The following is a 15,258-nucleotide window of genomic DNA, read 5'->3' as shown; positions in this document are numbered from 1 at the left end:
TTAACGTTCGTCAGGCCCGCCGGTCGTACGCCGTGCGGGCCTCGTCGATCTCGTCCATGTGGGTGAGTGTCCAGTTCAGCAGCGTCCACACGGTTTCCAGCAGGGTCAGCCCCAGCGGTGTGAGCGTGTAGTCGACCCGGGGCGGCACCGTCGCGTGAACGGTCCGGTGGACCAGGCCGTCGCGTTCCAGGCCGCGCAGGGTGGCGGTCAGCATCCGCTGGCTGATCCCCGGAATGGCCCGCTTGAGCTCGGTGAACCGCCGGGTCTCGGCGCCCAGTCCGTCGATCACGGTCAGCGACCACTTGTCGCCGACCCGGTCGAGGATGTCGCGCACCCGGCAGGTCGCGTCGTCGTGCCGGGACAGGACGGTCATGGTGACCTCCAGGTAACCGAGGCAGAAAAAGGTGCCGTCTTCCGTACCCGGCCCATGGTTCCCGACGATGGGGTCAGTTACCAACCGAGACCGATAGGAAATGTAGAGATGACGACCCTGTCCCTGGACGAGTCCTTCGCGGTCGCGGCCGACGGTGAGCGGATCGAACGGACCGCCGCGGCACTGCGCGCCAACGACTTCACCACCCACGTGGTGGACGCCCCGGAGGACGCCCGCCGCCTGGTGTCCGAGCTCGTGCCCCGCGACCGCGGCGTCTTCACCGCGCAGAGCGAGACCCTGCGTACCGCCGGCATCACCGCCGACCTCGACGAATCCGGCGCCTTCACCTCGATTCGCGCCGGCGCCCCGGCGCCGTCCGGCGACATCTACGACGTGATCCGCCTCGGCGCCCTGCCCGACGTGGTGGTCGGCAGCGTGCACGCGATCACCGAACAGGGGCACCTGGTCGTCGGGTCGGCCAGTGGCAGCCAGTTCGCCCCGTACGCCTCCGGCGCCCGCCAGGCGATCTGGGTCGCCGGCGCCCAGAAGATCGTGCCGGACCTGGACACCGCCCTAGGCCGGCTGCGCACCTTCAGCCTGCCCCGGGAGAACGAGCGCCTGCGGGAGCGCTATGGCCAGACCTCGTTCATCGCCCGGATCCTGATCCTGGAGCGGGAGGCGTTCCCGGACCGCGGCACCGTGATCATCGTGCGCGAGCCGATCGGGTTCTGACCCGTCACACTCGGCGGGGGACGCGGCCCGCCGTCCGGGCGGGCCGCTAACCTCGGGGTTATCGAGGACGACCTGCGCCTGCTGCGCGCCTACGAACCGGTGGCCCGGTTCACCGAAGGGGAGTACTTCTTCCCCGTCTCGGTCGAACGTTATGTGGGCCGGGCCAGCCTGTGGCGTGCCCGGCCCGGCAGCGGCCCGGCACAGGAGGCGCCCCCGGGCGGGCTCACCCTGGACCGGCTGCCCGCCGACAGCGGCTACTCGCTGTCCGGCATCGGCGCCAACGACAGGCACGCGCACATCCCGCTCCGGGAACGCCCACCCCACCTGCGCCGGTCCAGCCGGCTCGCCTCGGTCGGCCCGACCGCCCGGCTCCTCGACGCCATCAACCGGTTCTCCCTGCTGTTCCGCGGCAGCGTGCCCGGCGGCAGCGCCGCCCAGTCCTTCCTGCTGCAACGCGACCACCTGCGGCCGGACCGGCCCGCCTACTACGGCCGGGTGCTGCGCGACGACCCGTGGATCGTCTGTCAGTACTGGTTCTTCTACAGCTTCAACAACTGGCGGTCGGCGTTCGGCGGCGTCAACGAGCACGAGGCCGACTGGGAACAGGTCACCGTCTACCTCGACGGCACCGTCACCGGCCCGGACGGGCTGCCGCCGCCCCGCTGGGTGGTCTTCTCCGCCCACGAGGAGACCGGCGACGACCTGCGGCGCCGCTGGGACGACCCGGACCTCACGGTGTACGCCGGCCGGCACCCGGTCGTGTTCGTCGGCGCCGGCTCGCACTCCGGCGCCTACCTGCCCGGCGACTACCTGATCACGGTCAAGCCGCCGAAACTGCGCGGCCTGGTCGGGGCGCTGCGCTGGTCGGCCCGGCTGTTCGCGCCCTGGCACCACGAACCCCATCCGTCGGTCGGCATCCCGTACGTCGACTACGCCCGCGGCGACGGCCGCGCCGTCGGCCCCGGCCACGACGAACCGTGGAACCCGGTCCTGATCGGCGACGACACCCCATGGGTCCGCGACTTCCGTGGCCTGTGGGGCCGCGACACCCGCGACCGGCTCGGCGGCGAACGCGGCCCGGCCGGCCCCCGCTACAGCCGCGACGGCACGGTCCGGCAGCCCTGGGCCGACCCGGTCGGCTGGGCCGGCCTCGCGAAGGTCGCCCCCAATCCGGAGGCCGAACGCAAACTCGCCGAGATCCGCCTGCAACGCGACCAGGACCGCCTCACCGCCCTCGACGACCAGATCACCACCCTGCGGCAGGAACTCGCCGTCGCCGCGGCCGGGCTCCCGGCCGGCTCGGCCGAGGTCCGCGGCCTGCTCCCGGACGAACGCCGGCTGCTCAACCTGCGCATGGAGCACACCCGCCTCGCCGACGAACTGGCCGGCGCAGCCACCGCCGCGCCGTTGACCGACCACCCGCACGCCCACCTGCTGCACCGCCGCGTCCCGCTGGAACCCGCCATCGGCCTCCGTGGCCGGATCATGTCGTGGTGGGCGGTTCTGAGCACCCCGCTGATCCTGGGCGCGCTCGGCGCCCTCGCCTTCCCACTGGGCACCGGTGGCAGCGACATCGCCCTGGCCCTGCTGCTCGGCCTGCTCGCCGTGGAGGGCCTGGTCCGCGGCAAGTTCCTGGCCGTCCTGCTGCGCCTGATCCTGGCGGCCGCCGCGATCGGGGCACTCGTCCTGCTCTGGTACGACGGCCGCTACGTCGTCACGTTCACCTTCTTCGCCGCGGCGCTCCTGGTCCTGCTGATCAACGTGCGCGAGGCGATGCGCAGATAGGCTCGGGGTGTGGACCAAGAAGAACGCATCGCCCTGTTCCTGGACTACGAGAACCTGGCGATCGGCGCCCGCGACCACCTCGGCGGCATGACCTTCGACCTGCGGCCGGTCACCGACGCCCTGGCCGAACGCGGCCGGGTGGTGGTGCGCCGGGCGTACGCCGACTGGTCCTACTTCGACGAGGACCGCCGCCTGCTGACCCGCTCGCACGTCGAGCTCATCGACATCCCGCAGAAGATGGGCGCCTCCCGCAAGAACGCCGCCGACATCAAGATGGTCGTCGACGCCCTGGAACTCGCCTTCGAACGTGCCTACATCTCCACGTTCGTCCTCTGCACCGGCGACAGCGACTTCACCCCGCTCGTCCACAAACTGCGCGAACTCAACAAGCGGGTGATCGGCGTCGGCGTCGAGCGCACCACCTCGGCGCTGCTGCCGCCCGCCTGCGACGAGTTCCTCTTCTACGACCGCCTCGAAGGCGTCGAGATCCCGGCGGCGCCCGCCCCCAAGAAACCCGCCGCGGTCCCGGAAACCGTCGTCGGCGCCCCCGCCCGCGACCCGGAATCACTGGCCACCCTGGTCGCCCAGACCGTCTCCGGCCTCCAGCACAGCGCCAGCGGCACGGTCACCGCCTCCACCCTCAAACGCACCCTGCTGCGCAAGGACCCGACGTTCAGCGAGGCCGACTACGGCTTCCGCGCCTTCGGCGAACTGCTGCGCCACCTCGCCGGCCGCAACGTCGTCGAGCTGGGCGACGGCCAGGCCAAGGGCGACCCGGAGGTCTCGCTGCCCGAACACGGCGACCGCGAGGCGGCGTTCATCCTGCTCAAGGCGGTGGTCACCGACGCCGGGCCGGTCGCCCTCTCCGGGCTCAAGAACCGGGTGCGCAAGGTCGCCCCCGACTTCAGCGAGAAGAAGCTCGGCTACCGCAGCTTCCTCCAGTTCGCCAAGGCCGCCGCCACGGCCGGCGCCATCGACCTCGCCTGGAGCCCCGAAGCCGACGACTACCTGCTCACATCCGTCCAGGAATAGGGACGGCCGGCCCGTCACGGCGGGTACAGGTAGATCTCGATGTTGGTGATCCCGCCGGTGGTGTGGAAATTCCGGTACACGGCGCCGCCGAAGAGTTTCGGGTCCACCCCCGGCAGCTTGCCGTTGACGCCCGCGGCCACCGCCTTGCCGGTCGCCGGGCCGCCGCGGCCGAAGGTCAGGACCATGCCGGCGCGGCGCCCGGCGAGCTGTGGGGCCTCCTGCCGGATCGTCCGGCGGATCGCCGCCACGCTGGAGGTGTCCGGCAGGTCGATCTCGACGGGTTCGAGCTCGAGGCCGAGTGGCGCGCTCCGCGCCGGTGCGGGTTTCCGGCCGGCCGGGGCCGGCGCGGACGACCCGGGCGCGGCCTTCGTCACCGGCGGAGTGGGGATCTGTGAACCCATGGCGATCACCAGGAACGCGGCCATCAGATCCGCGAAGATCCAGCCGGCCAGCACACCGGGGGAGAGTTTCAAGCGCCCGCGCCGTTCCAGACGGCCACCGCGGTCCGGTCGTCCGGATAGGCCTGGTGGCCCGCGCCGAGCTGGGAGAGGAACGCGGCCGGCCCGGGCGGCTCGTCGTCGGACCACAGCTCGGCGAGGCGTTCGCGGACCTGATCCCGGCGCAGGTATTCGGCCGTGCCCGCGGTGCAGGCGATGACGGTCTCGCCGGGCGCGGTCGTGAACGTCTGCCAGGAGACGAGGTCATGGCGCTGGGGCAGCCGGGGAACATCACCCACCGCGGTGGCCGGCCGGAACACCTCCTCGAAACCCGTGCCGGCGGTGACCCGCAGGACCGGCGAGGCGCCGACGCCGAAGGCGAGGTGTGGCCGGTCCCGCATGTCGCCGAGCCGGGAGAGGACACAGGTCAGTTCGGTGGCGACGGCGGATTCCGGCTGGTTGCGGCCCTGCGCGGTGAGGGTCAGCGAGTCCCGTAGCGCGAGAGCGACCTCGCGCAGCAGCTCGGTCAGCTCGGCGCCGGCCGCGGTGTCACCCTGCTGGACCGCGGTCCAGGCGGTGTCGATGCCGTACGCCCGGTCGGAGATCTTGACCTGGACGCTTCGGCACACCTGGGCGGCTCCCACCTGCGAGCGGGCGCCCCGCGGGTCGCCGGCGGCGACGACCGAGAGCAGGACCGGCGGGCCGAAACGGCTGAGCAGCGCGATCGCCGTGCTCTGCCGGCGCAGCCGGGCGTCGCGGCGGGCCAGATCGCCGCGGATCGAGGCGGCGCGCACCACGACACCGCCGAACCGGGCGCCGTCGAAGACGGTGTCGTGCACCGCGTCGGGAACGTCGGGCAGAGCCTGGGGTTCGGTGAGGTACTCGTTGGGGCCGAGGGCGATCTCGGGCTCGGAGACGATGGCGGCCGACGTGTAGACGGGCACCGGCACCTCCTTGACCACCTCTTTGATCACCTCGACCTCTTTGATCACCTCCTTGATCTGGACGACGGGCACCTCCTTGATCCGGACGATCTCCTTCGTCACGGTGCGGACCTCGGGCGGACGGCGGCGCAGGACCAGGGCCCAGCCCAGCAGGGCGAGGCAGGCCAGCGACAGCACGACGACCAGTAGAACCTGCCCGTTCACGGCGACTCCTGAGAGGTTGGCTCGGCGGCCCGCGCCCGGCCGCGGCGGCGGACGGGTATCCCGGTGACCGGCCGGCTCCGGCGCGGCGTCGGGGCGGTACGGATGCTGGTCAGCCGGATCACCGTGGCCTGGGTGGCGGTGGCGGCCTCGGCCATCGTGGCGGTGAGGCCGGCATAGGCGTCCTGTACCGAGCGGACCGCCTCCGCGTCGCGTTCCGCGCTCGCCCGCGCCGTCGCGACGGCGTCGTTGAGCCCGGCGCCGATCTCGGCCATCCGCCCGGCCAGGCTGACCGCGGCGGTCGCCACCGCCTCGCCGTAGAACTCACCGATCTCCACCGAGGCGCGGCGCGCGGCGTCGCTGATCGTGCGGGCGTACTCGTCGCCGGCGGCGCGCAGGGCGCTCGTGCTCGCGTCGATCCGGTCGGCCACGTCGCCGAGCGCACGATCGATCCGGGCGGACGCGTCCCGCAGGGTCGCCTGGGCGCCCGCCTGCAACGCCCTGACCTGGGCGGCCGCCTGTTCGCTGGCACTGTCCAAACGCTCCGCGGCGGCCGAGGCGCGCACGGTCAGGTCGTCGCGGAGCACGGCGGTCGCGGACTGGAGGACGGTGGTCGCCTCGCGTACCTCGGCGCCGGTCCGGTCGAGGGTGCCGACCGCCTCGCGCAGGCTGTCGATGGAGACGGCGAGACGTTCGGCGGCGTGACTGTTGTGCTGTGCCAGATTCGCCGTGTCCCGCTGGGCCTCACTCGTACGGGTGAGAAGCTCCCCCAGAAGATGCGCGGCCTGGGAGAGTTCGGCCGCGAACCGGGCCGGTGAGGCGAGCCTCCGCCGGTTGAGCTCGATCTGGCAGCGCACCAGGATCGACCGGAGCCGGCTGCCGACCTCGGTGGTGCGGCGCGCCTGGCGGGCCTCGTCGCCGCGCCGGACCATGACCGAGCCGAGCGTGACCACGATGAGCAGGCCGATCACCGCGAGCGCCAGCATCGCGGCGTGCCCGAAGCTGAGGATCGACGGGAGCCGGCCGGCGAAGCCCTCCTGCCAGAGCTGGAGGAAGCTGCGCCCTTCGGCGAGTTCGCGGCCGGCCGGGTCGGCGAGCATCCGCCCGTAGGCGACGGTCGCGGCGGCCAGGCCGAGCCAGGTGACCAGCACCGGGAAGAAGACCAGCAGCGCGGGGGCCTCCTCCAGCGCCGACCGCCACGACCGGGACCGGCCCGGCGAGGTGCCGATCGACTCGGGGCGTGCGTAGATGCCGACCACGTCGAGGTCGGCCCACCCGCCGTCGGGTTCGGCCGATCGCAGCGCGTTGGCGAGTTCGAGCAGGTCAGCACGGATCGGATGCAGTTCGGGCGTCCGTTCCGCGAGGGTGGTCAGCTCATCGGCGAGGGCGCTGCCGGATCTCCGGCCGGACCCGGCGGATGAGGCGTGCGAGGTGGTCGGAGGCGAAGCCGCGGTCATAGTCCACCGATACGGTCGTCCATCTTGGATGCGTCGAGATTTCCAGTCGCGCGACCAGTGCCACTACCGCGAATCGGTGGGTCTTCCCGAACCCGCGGCGCGCCTGCGGCGGCTGGACGGCGATTGTAGACAGACCGATGTGGCGGGTGCGCATCACCGGATCGGATGGTTGTCGGTTCATCGAACGCTACGGGAGCATCGGTCCACGCCGCCCGCCTCACTGTGAGGAGCGCAATCGATCGTGTCCGTTACAGAACTGCTCCGGGACGCGAGAGCCGTGATCACGGCTCTCAACGCGGAGCCATTCGACGACAACGCCGCCCTCCTCAAATGGCGCCAGGAACTGGAACAGCACGCGAACGACCTGATACAGCAGGCCCAGGACCCGATCGCGATCGGCGTCGTCGGGGAGTTCAGCGTCGGCAAATCCATGCTCATCGGTACGTTGCTGGGGCGCCCCGACCTGTTGCCGGTCGAGCAGCGGGCGACCACCGGCAACGTGACCGCGCTCTACCTGCGCCCGGCGGAGCCCGGTACGCGTACCGCGATCGACGGTGACGCGACGGTCCGCTTCCTCTCCGAGCCCGAGCTGAGCCGCTGCGTCGAGTACATGCTCTCGGAGCTGGCCGCCGCGCTGCGCCAGGTGCACCGGGTCGAGGCGCTCGAGCAGCTCGCCGGCTACGACCCGGTGGCCGACGGCTGGGACCGTTTCGACGCCTGGTGCCGCCGGCACATCTGGCCGGGCCCCGACGCCGAGGCGATCGGCAACCTCGAGGTCCGCAAGATCGCGGTGGAGCTGGCGGCCATGCGCGACGGCCATCTGGCCGGCCGTGATCTCCTGAAGGCCCAGGTCAGCGTCAGCCATGCGATCGTCCGCGCGGCGCTGGACCTGGGTGACGAGGCGCCCGACCTCGACGAGTTCCCGAGACGGCCGGGGCTGCCGGCGCTGACCCTGAACGGCATCCAGACCGACAGTGCCCAGTTGCAACGGTCGTTCTCGCTGATCCGCCGGGTCGAGTACCGGGTCCTGGTCGACCCGGATTTCTGGCCGCTGGACGGGCTGCGCGGCGACAACGAGGTGCTGCTGCTCGACTTCCCGGGGCTGACCGCCCGGCGGTCGGCGAAACGCGACGAGTTCCTCTCCCGCAGCGTGCTCCGCGACATTCACACGATCATCACGGTGTACGACAGCGGCAAGGCCGGCACCGACGTACCGGACAAGTTCTACACCATGCTGGAGGAGCACGGCCGTCCGCGAACCGAGCTGCGGGAGTCGATCCTGGCGGTGGGCAACGCGTTCGACCGGGTGAACGAGCCGGACCTGCCGCCGTCCGGCCCGATCACGCTGGAGCGGCTGCGTGGCGCGTCGCAGCAGTACAACGACCTCTACAACGGAGCCCTGCTGCTGGTCGACAAGCGGGACGAGCGGATCGTGCTCACCTCGTCGGTGGTGGCCATCGAGAAGCGTGGCATCCCCACCTCGTTCACCGGTCAGGAGGCGGCCAAGCTGGCCACCGCCCGCGCCGGGGTGCCGGAGGTCCTGGTCCGGTGGCGATCCGTGGCCCGGCGGCTGGTGGAGGCCGAGCCGGACAGCCCATGGGTCTCGACGATCGAGGGGTTCGTGGCCGACGGCGGCTTCGACCACCTGCGCCGGTTGATCGAACGCCACGCGACCGAGCACGGCGTGGCCAACAAGCTGAGCACCATGAAGCGGCAGCACGCCCGGCTGCGGGAGGCGCTGGAACGGCTCTGCCGGCTGTTGCCGCACCATGACCTGCCCCGGGGCGCGAACGCCATGGAGCAGGCGCGGGCGAAGCTGCTGGAGCTCACCGACGACATGCGGCGCCGGCACGAGGCGCTGTTCCGGGCGCTGGGCGACTTCCGGGATCCGCTGACCGTCGGCATGGCCGCCGGCGAGCCGCTGATCGAGGCGGTGCAGAACGACGCCACCACCGCGGTCGCCTCGTGGGAGGCGTGGCGGACCGTGCTCCAGCGCGCCGACGGCGGCCTGATCCGCAAGGACGCGCCGGCCGCCCAGGGGCCCGCGGGTGGTCTGCGGGCCAGGTTCCCCACGGCGCCGCGGGCCCGTTACGACTCGACCGGCGCCTTCCGGGAGCCGTACCTGGAGACGTGCGGCCGGTACATCCACGCGGGACGGCGCGCCTTCGCCGAGGCGGTGCGGGTGTGGGTCGAGGAACAGAGCGCGGAGACCTCCGAGCTGCGGCTGAGGATCAACGACGACGACATTCAAGACCTTCTGCGTACGGGTCTGCTGCGCCTGACCGGGGACGCCGACACCGTCGAGACGCGTATGCAGGGGCTCGGTCTGCTCGCCGACCTGGAGTGGTTCGTCATCCCGGCGCCGACCGAGGCCGAGGCGGTCGACGGCGAGGCCGCGGCCGCGGTGGAGTACGGCTTCCCGGCGGAGCGGGAGCGGGCGCTGCCGTGGAACGTCTCGGTGCCGGAGAAGGCCGGCGACCGCCAGCAGCAGATGGTGCGCCATCAGCTCTACCTCTTCCGGCAGCGGCGCGAGCTGGACAACGCCGTGGTCAGCGTGGTCACCGCCGAGCTCGTCCGTCAGATCGAGGCGTTCTACGAGCTGCGGCGCGACGACCTCGCCGTCGTCAGTGAGCAGATGCTCACCCGTGACGAGATCCGCCGGATGTTCCCGGTCGACCGTCCGGCCGGGCAGGAGGAGGACGCCGCGGAGCCGGACCGGTCCGAGTCGCCGCTGAGGAGTCTGCTTCGGCAGTGGAGGGAACGCGATGATCAACCTGGTGTTTGAGGAGCCCGGCTCACAGGCGGCCAGCCCCGACCCGTACGTGCAATCGGTCGGCGCCCAGAAGTTCCGGCTCTTCGAGTACGAGGGCCGCTACCCTCTGCCCGACGTGGTGCTGATGGTCGAACCCGGCATGCCGACGCTGCCGGTGCGGGAGGCGCGGATCGCGGGCGTCGCCTACGACGAGACCGACTACGGCGAGCTGCGGCGGGCGCTGCACACGGCCTGGGACGCGGGCGCCCGCAACACCGAGTGGGTGGCCGGCCGGCAGGAGATCAGCCACCGCCGCAGCCTCCAGGCCGACCTGCTGGACCACACCCTGGCCACGAAGAACGGCGAGTACGCCGAGGTGATGGTGACCTGGCGGCTCGAGTACACCGACCGGACCGGAGCGCCGGCCACCGGCCGGGAACACGTCAAGCTGGAGTTCGCGCCGCGCGGAGTGCGGCCGGAGACCGGTCGTGGCCGCCGCGGCGACCCCGAGTCGCGCCGGCTCGGACTGCCCGGCCCGTTGCGCCACCGCCGGGCCACCGAGCCGGCGTACAGCGGTTTCGCGGCCGTGGACTTCGGCACGTCGGCGTCGACGGTCACGCTCTTCGACAGCCGCGGCAACGTGATCACCGGCCTGGACGAGGGGCAGCTCGCCACCCTGCGCGGGCAGCTCGCCGGCCTGCTCACCGGGAAGCCGCCGCAGCATCTGGGCCAGGCCTGGTCGGTGACGCTGGCCGGGCTGCTCAAGGAGGTCGGCACCGTGGCGCCGGAGGTGGCGGCGGGCGGCGCGGCGGCTCTCGCGGACCAGCTGGCCGGGCGCGGCCGGCGCCAGAACGGTGCGCCGAACGCCGCGGAGCGCCTGTTCGACGCCGTCTGCGTCGCGTTCGAGAACGCGCTCGTCGCCGCCGAGCCCGAGCTGAGACGGTGGCTCGCCCCACGGCTGCTCGGCGCCTACGACCAGGCGTTCCGGGTGCCGCCGCTGGCCGACTACCAGTTACAGCAGGTCGAGTTCACCCGGGCGCAGGTGACCACCAAGGAGATCGCGAGCCGGTTCCGCGTCGTGCGGGACAACCCGATCGAGATCGAGCTCGGCGCCACCACCGGCCCCAACACCCGCCAGCGGCTCAAGAGCAAGCTCCTCAAACGGGAGGAGCTCACCGGGATGACCGGGGCGGACGAGCGGGAGGCGACGACCGACGACCTGATCGCCCACGTGTACCTGCATCTCGTCCAGGACACCGAGGCGTTCGCCCACCGTGATCGCGAGGGCCTGCCGAAGATGATGGACACGGTGGTCGTCACCTATCCGACCACCACGCCGCCGTTCGCCCGTACCCGGTTGCGGTCGCTCGTCAAGCATTGTCTGGACGTCACCACCGTCGTCACGTCGTACGACGAAGGGGTTGCCGCCGGCCTCTTCTTCCTGATGTGCGACTTCGGCGGCAACCGCCGGGAGTTCGGCGCCGAGACGCTGCGGGCCCGGTCCCGGCGGGTCGCCGACGACCCGCCGACGTGGCGGCAGAACATGCTGGTGCTCGACATCGGCGCGGGCACCACCGACATCGCCCTGATCCGGCTGACGCTGATCGACCAGACCGAGCCGATCGACGGCGTGGACCCGGCCGTGCAGGGCCGCTACTACGTGATCCGGCCCGAGGTGATCAACTCGACCGGGCACGCGCAGCTCGGCGGCGACTACCTGACGCTGCGGGTCTTCTACTGGATCAAGGCCTGCATCGTCGACGCGCTGGTCACCGGAAGCGACCACGAGGAGGCCCGGGCGCGGCTGCGGGACACGGTCGACTCACTGCTGCCGGACCTGGGCACGGACGGGCCGCTCGGCGTCCGGGTCGCACACGCGGGCGTGAACGATCCGGTGCCGGCCGAGCTGATCGACGTGCTCCGGGAGATCCTGCCCACCCACTATCCGCCCGGCCCGGACACCCCGGAGGCGGCCAAGCTGGCCTTCCAGCAGCTGTGGGAACTCGCCGAGGCGGCGAAGATCCAGCTGGGGGCGGACCCCGGACCGGACGGCAAGGAACACCACCGGATCAGCCGCGAACAGTTGCAGTCGGTGCTCAACCCGATCGACCAGCAGAACCGCAACAATCTGGCGTCGCTGCTGCCGGCGAAGGGCATCCGGCTAGCCCGGGCCGACTTCGTGGCGCTGGCCCGGCCGGTGCTGTCCCAGGCGGTGGCCCTGGCCCGCTGGCTGGCCCGCACCACGCTCGGCGACGACCCGGAGGAGCGCCTCGACCGTGTCATGCTCTCCGGGCAGACCAGCAAGATGGAGCTGCTCCAGCAGGTGGTGGTCGAGGACCTGCCGGGCGCCGAGTCCGACGACCGGCTCCGCTGGAACCCGGCGGCGCTGACGGTCGAGGCGACCTACGCCAAGCAGGCGGCCGCGATCGGCGCCTGCTGGGGGCACTCGCTCGGTCAGCGTATCGGTGGGCAGAAGCAGGAGCGGTCGGAACTGGCCGCCGGCCGTACCCTGATGAGCATCGACGTGGAGAACCTCTTCCACACCCTGCCGTGCAGCTTCACGCAGTTCACCCTGGGTGTGAACCGCGTCGAGCTGATCGAGGGCGGCGTCCGGATGGCCGAGCTGACCGAGAACACGGTGGGCGTACGGTCCGCGTGGCGACCGCTCGTGCCACTCTTCGACGTGCACCGGCCGATCGACGACCTGGCCTCGATCCAATGGGGTGTGTTCCGGTTCGAGACGTACGCCGAGGAGAAGGAGAACTTCTCACCGGACCCGGCGATCTGGCTCGCCAAGCCCAGCATCGGGCGTGAGTCGCTGGTCTCGATGCAGCTTGAGGTCGACCAGAACCTGAGCCCCCGGGTGAACATCTGCCAGGGCGACCCGCACTACCTGGTGAGCGGCGGTCTGGAGCTGCGCGGGGACCTGCGTGACCAGTGGGACGAAACGGAGATGCGGCTGCGGTCGATCCCGTACACGCTGGTCGTCGACACCGTGGACGGCCGGCGCCCGGTCTTCGAGCCGTGGGACCCGGCCACCCCGGTGACCGAGCGGTTCCCGCTGCTGCTGCACGAGGTGGACGAGCTGGACAGCCCGGCGGTGCACGGGTGGCTGTCCGAGCTGCTGCCCTCCCCACAGGAGAACGGCGACTACTTCTTCCATCTGCGCCGGCCGGACGGGAGTGACATACCGCTGGGACCGCTGAGCGCGAACGGTCCCCGGGACGCCGCCTCGGCCCGTTACCGGGTCACGCTCGACGTCCGCGGGCGGCTCAGCCTGCACCGGGGTTCGCCGCGGTACTGGAAGGCGGCGAAGCTGCACGATGTCGAACGGACGCCGGGCGCGGTGTTCTCGACCGACATGGACCGCAGCGAAGTGGAGCTGCGTGACAACTGGGACCCGTTCAGCGGGAAACACTGAGGTGCCGGCATGAGGGGAACAAGGGTGTGCCGATGAGCGACGAGGGACCGCGATTGGACGAGGCACTGCTCGCCATCCTCCGGTCTCCGGAGAGCGAGCACACCGAGGCGCTGCGGCGTCACCTGGTGGAGCTGCTGAAGTGGCTGACCGGTGTGACGCACGAGCGGGACCGGCCCGCGCGGGTGGACGAGGCGTGGCAGGCGCTGGACTCGCTGCTCAAACGTGCCCGCGAGCCGCAGGCGCCCGAACCGGTGCGGGCGGCCGTCGTGGCCGAGGTGGCCGAACCCGAGCCGCAGGACGCCGAGGATCAGGTGACCACCGAGGATCTGGACACGGGGGTACGGGAGAGCCGCCCACCGTCGGCCGATCCCTTCCGGGACGAGCTGGAGTCGCTGTGGCGGGAGCTGACGTCCACCGAACCGGCTGCCGCCTACACCGGGTATCTCGGTGCCGGCCCGGCCGAGGATCCGATCGCCGACCTGTGGAAACGAATCCACCTCCTCCTGATCCGCCTGCCCGAGGAGGAGGCGAAAGCCGTTCGGCAGCAGGCACGGGAGATCGCGGCGGCCCATGTGGACCTGCCCGTCGAGTACGACCCGTACCTGCCGGTGCTGCCCGGATATGACGGCGGCGGCCCGGAGCTGGCCCTGGAACACCGGCCCGGGGCGGCCGACCGCCTCGGGGATCTGCTGCCCATCGCGCGCCGGTTCGCCTGGCTGGCCGCGAACGATCCCGCGGTGTGGATCGGTGATCGGCGCCTGATGACGTCGGTGATGGAACGCGCCGATCCGCAGAGCGCGGGGATCTACCGCACCACGATGGGCCAGCAGATCGACAACATCCTCGTCCACGAGCCCGGATCGGCTCAGGAGCTGGACGGGCTCATCTGGCTCGACGAGCTGATCCGTGGGCTGGTGCCGCGGCCGCTGCCACATGAGGACAGCTGGTGGTCGTTGATACTGAACGACATCCGCGACTCGGTGCTGGCCCGGCACCAGATGGCGAGCCGCTACAGCATGTCGATGCGCCCGGGGATGGCGTTCAGCGGGGTCCGCAAGACGTTGCAGGAGGACAAGAACATCGCCCTCGCCGAATCCGGATGGGTCCGCGACGAGGCCGGGCTCCGGGGCAAGGTTGTCTGGATTCTGCGGTTCCCCGGCCGGGCGCCCGGTATCAGTCCGGGACGTGTCATCTACCTGCCGGAGTGAGCGTGCGGCCACACCTCGACCGGTGGGCGGCCACGGCGGGCTTCGTCATGTCGCTGCCCGCCGCGGTCACCCGCGGTGTGCTTCCGGAGCGCCTGGCCGGGGACATCACGGCGTTGCGGGACGGCCGTCCGCCGGATCCGCGGGTGGTCCTGCTCTGCCGTGACGCCGACGACGGCGAACCGGTGGCGGCCGCGTTGCGGGACGGCACGGCCGGCACCGCGGTCCGGCCGGAGTTCGGCGTCATGGTGGCGCCGCCGCTGGACGACATGGCCGGTTCCGGGCGCGTACGGGCCGCGATCCTCGACGCGGACGTGGTACTGGCCGTGGTCCGGTACACGGACGTCGTGTCCTCCCCGGGCGCGGGGATCGCGCCGCTGGCGCCGTGGACGGCTCTGGCCCTGGAGGTCGTCGGCCCGCACCGGCTGACCGTCGTGGTCGACGGCATCGAGGACTGCCGGTCGACGGCGAGCAACCGGCGGGACTGGGTCGCCCGATCGGTCCGGCGCGGTCTGCTGCTGGGGGAGCGCGTTCCGGATCGGGCCATCGCCGAGGTCGGCACCCGTGCCGGCACCGGTCTCGCCGGCCTGCTGGAGCGGGCGCTCGGCGGCTGGCTGCGGGATGCCGAGCGGGCGGCCGTGGACGCGGTCGGGTGCCGTCTGGCTCGTACGGTCACCGATCTGCGGCACTGGTGCCACACGATCCTCGACGGCGACACCCGGACGGCTGTCACCGGAGCGGCCCTCGACCCGGCCCGGGTGCTCGACCCCGGATACGCCCGCGAGCGCGAGACCCGCCTGCTGGCCCGCGGCACGCTCGTCCTGCTGGACGCGGCCGACCGGCGTTTGACCGCCGTGTGACCGCACCGCCGGCGGTCCGGCCTGCCACTCAACCGGGCGGTCGATGTGCCGATGGGTGA

At 71.9% G+C, this 15,258-nt stretch carries 11 protein-coding genes; 7 read left to right on the top strand and 4 right to left on the bottom strand.

Features of this window, described 5'->3' with window-relative positions:
- Positions 1–10: 10 nt before the first annotated feature.
- Positions 11–373: a winged helix-turn-helix transcriptional regulator gene (locus tag KZ829_RS15720; RefSeq protein WP_220144635.1), complete on the bottom strand. Its 363-nt coding sequence runs from the start codon at positions 371–373 to the stop codon at positions 11–13.
- A gap of 108 nt (positions 374–481) precedes the next feature.
- Here KZ829_RS15720 and KZ829_RS15715 point away from each other — a divergent pair, with 108 nt between their 5' ends.
- From KZ829_RS15715 to KZ829_RS15705, 3 genes are all read left to right on the top strand, one after another.
- A complete protein-coding gene (locus KZ829_RS15715) occupies positions 482–1,105 on the top strand; it encodes an LUD domain-containing protein (RefSeq protein WP_220144634.1) in 624 nt (207 codons plus the stop codon).
- A 99-nt stretch (positions 1,106–1,204) separates the two neighbouring features.
- Entirely contained in the window at positions 1,205–2,890 is a 1,686-nt protein-coding gene (locus tag KZ829_RS15710; protein WP_308285502.1) for a hypothetical protein, read from the top strand.
- Between the two features lie 9 nt (positions 2,891–2,899).
- Positions 2,900–3,922, top strand: coding sequence for an NYN domain-containing protein (locus tag KZ829_RS15705; protein WP_220144633.1), 1,023 nt, complete (start codon positions 2,900–2,902; stop codon positions 3,920–3,922).
- A gap of 14 nt (positions 3,923–3,936) precedes the next feature.
- Here KZ829_RS15705 and KZ829_RS15700 read toward each other — a convergent pair whose 3' ends face one another.
- The 3 genes from KZ829_RS15700 to KZ829_RS15690 are packed head-to-tail and all read right to left on the bottom strand — an operon-like array spanning position 3,937 to position 6,961.
- Positions 3,937–4,395 (bottom strand): hypothetical protein, encoded by a 459-nt coding sequence (locus tag KZ829_RS15700; protein WP_220144632.1) that lies wholly within the window; start codon positions 4,393–4,395, stop codon positions 3,937–3,939.
- Positions 4,392–5,507: a cytochrome c-type biogenesis protein gene (locus KZ829_RS44520; protein ID WP_220144631.1), complete on the bottom strand. Its 1,116-nt coding sequence runs from the start codon at positions 5,505–5,507 to the stop codon at positions 4,392–4,394. Before KZ829_RS44520 ends, KZ829_RS15700 begins: the two co-directional genes overlap by 4 nt.
- Positions 5,504–6,961 (bottom strand): hypothetical protein, encoded by a 1,458-nt coding sequence (locus KZ829_RS15690; protein WP_220144630.1) that lies wholly within the window; start codon positions 6,959–6,961, stop codon positions 5,504–5,506. The genes KZ829_RS44520 and KZ829_RS15690 overlap by 4 nt, the downstream gene beginning before the upstream one ends.
- Before the next feature lie 241 nt (positions 6,962–7,202).
- On the opposite strand from KZ829_RS15690, the gene KZ829_RS15685 reads away from it, so the two are divergent.
- The 4 genes from KZ829_RS15685 to KZ829_RS15670 are packed head-to-tail and all read left to right on the top strand — an operon-like array spanning position 7,203 to position 15,199.
- Positions 7,203–9,746 (top strand): P-loop NTPase family protein, encoded by a 2,544-nt coding sequence (locus tag KZ829_RS15685; RefSeq protein WP_220144629.1) that lies wholly within the window; start codon positions 7,203–7,205, stop codon positions 9,744–9,746.
- Complete coding sequence (locus KZ829_RS15680) at positions 9,739–13,134, top strand: Hsp70 family protein (RefSeq protein WP_220144628.1); 3,396 nt, start codon at positions 9,739–9,741, stop codon at positions 13,132–13,134. Before KZ829_RS15685 ends, KZ829_RS15680 begins: the two co-directional genes overlap by 8 nt.
- Before the next feature lie 32 nt (positions 13,135–13,166).
- Positions 13,167–14,342 carry a hypothetical protein gene (locus tag KZ829_RS15675; protein WP_220144627.1) on the top strand — a complete coding sequence of 392 codons (1,176 nt, stop codon included), beginning with the start codon at positions 13,167–13,169 and terminating at the stop codon, positions 14,340–14,342.
- Between the two features lie 2 nt (positions 14,343–14,344).
- Positions 14,345–15,199: a hypothetical protein gene (locus KZ829_RS15670; protein WP_220144626.1), complete on the top strand. Its 855-nt coding sequence runs from the start codon at positions 14,345–14,347 to the stop codon at positions 15,197–15,199.
- The last annotated feature ends 59 nt before the right edge of the window (positions 15,200–15,258 follow it).

This window comes from Actinoplanes hulinensis, assembly GCF_019429605.1.
GTDB lineage: Bacteria > Actinomycetota > Actinomycetes > Mycobacteriales > Micromonosporaceae > Actinoplanes > Actinoplanes campanulatus.
Note: the sequence above shows the minus strand (reverse complement) of the source record. Positions and strands in the feature narration are given on the sequence as shown.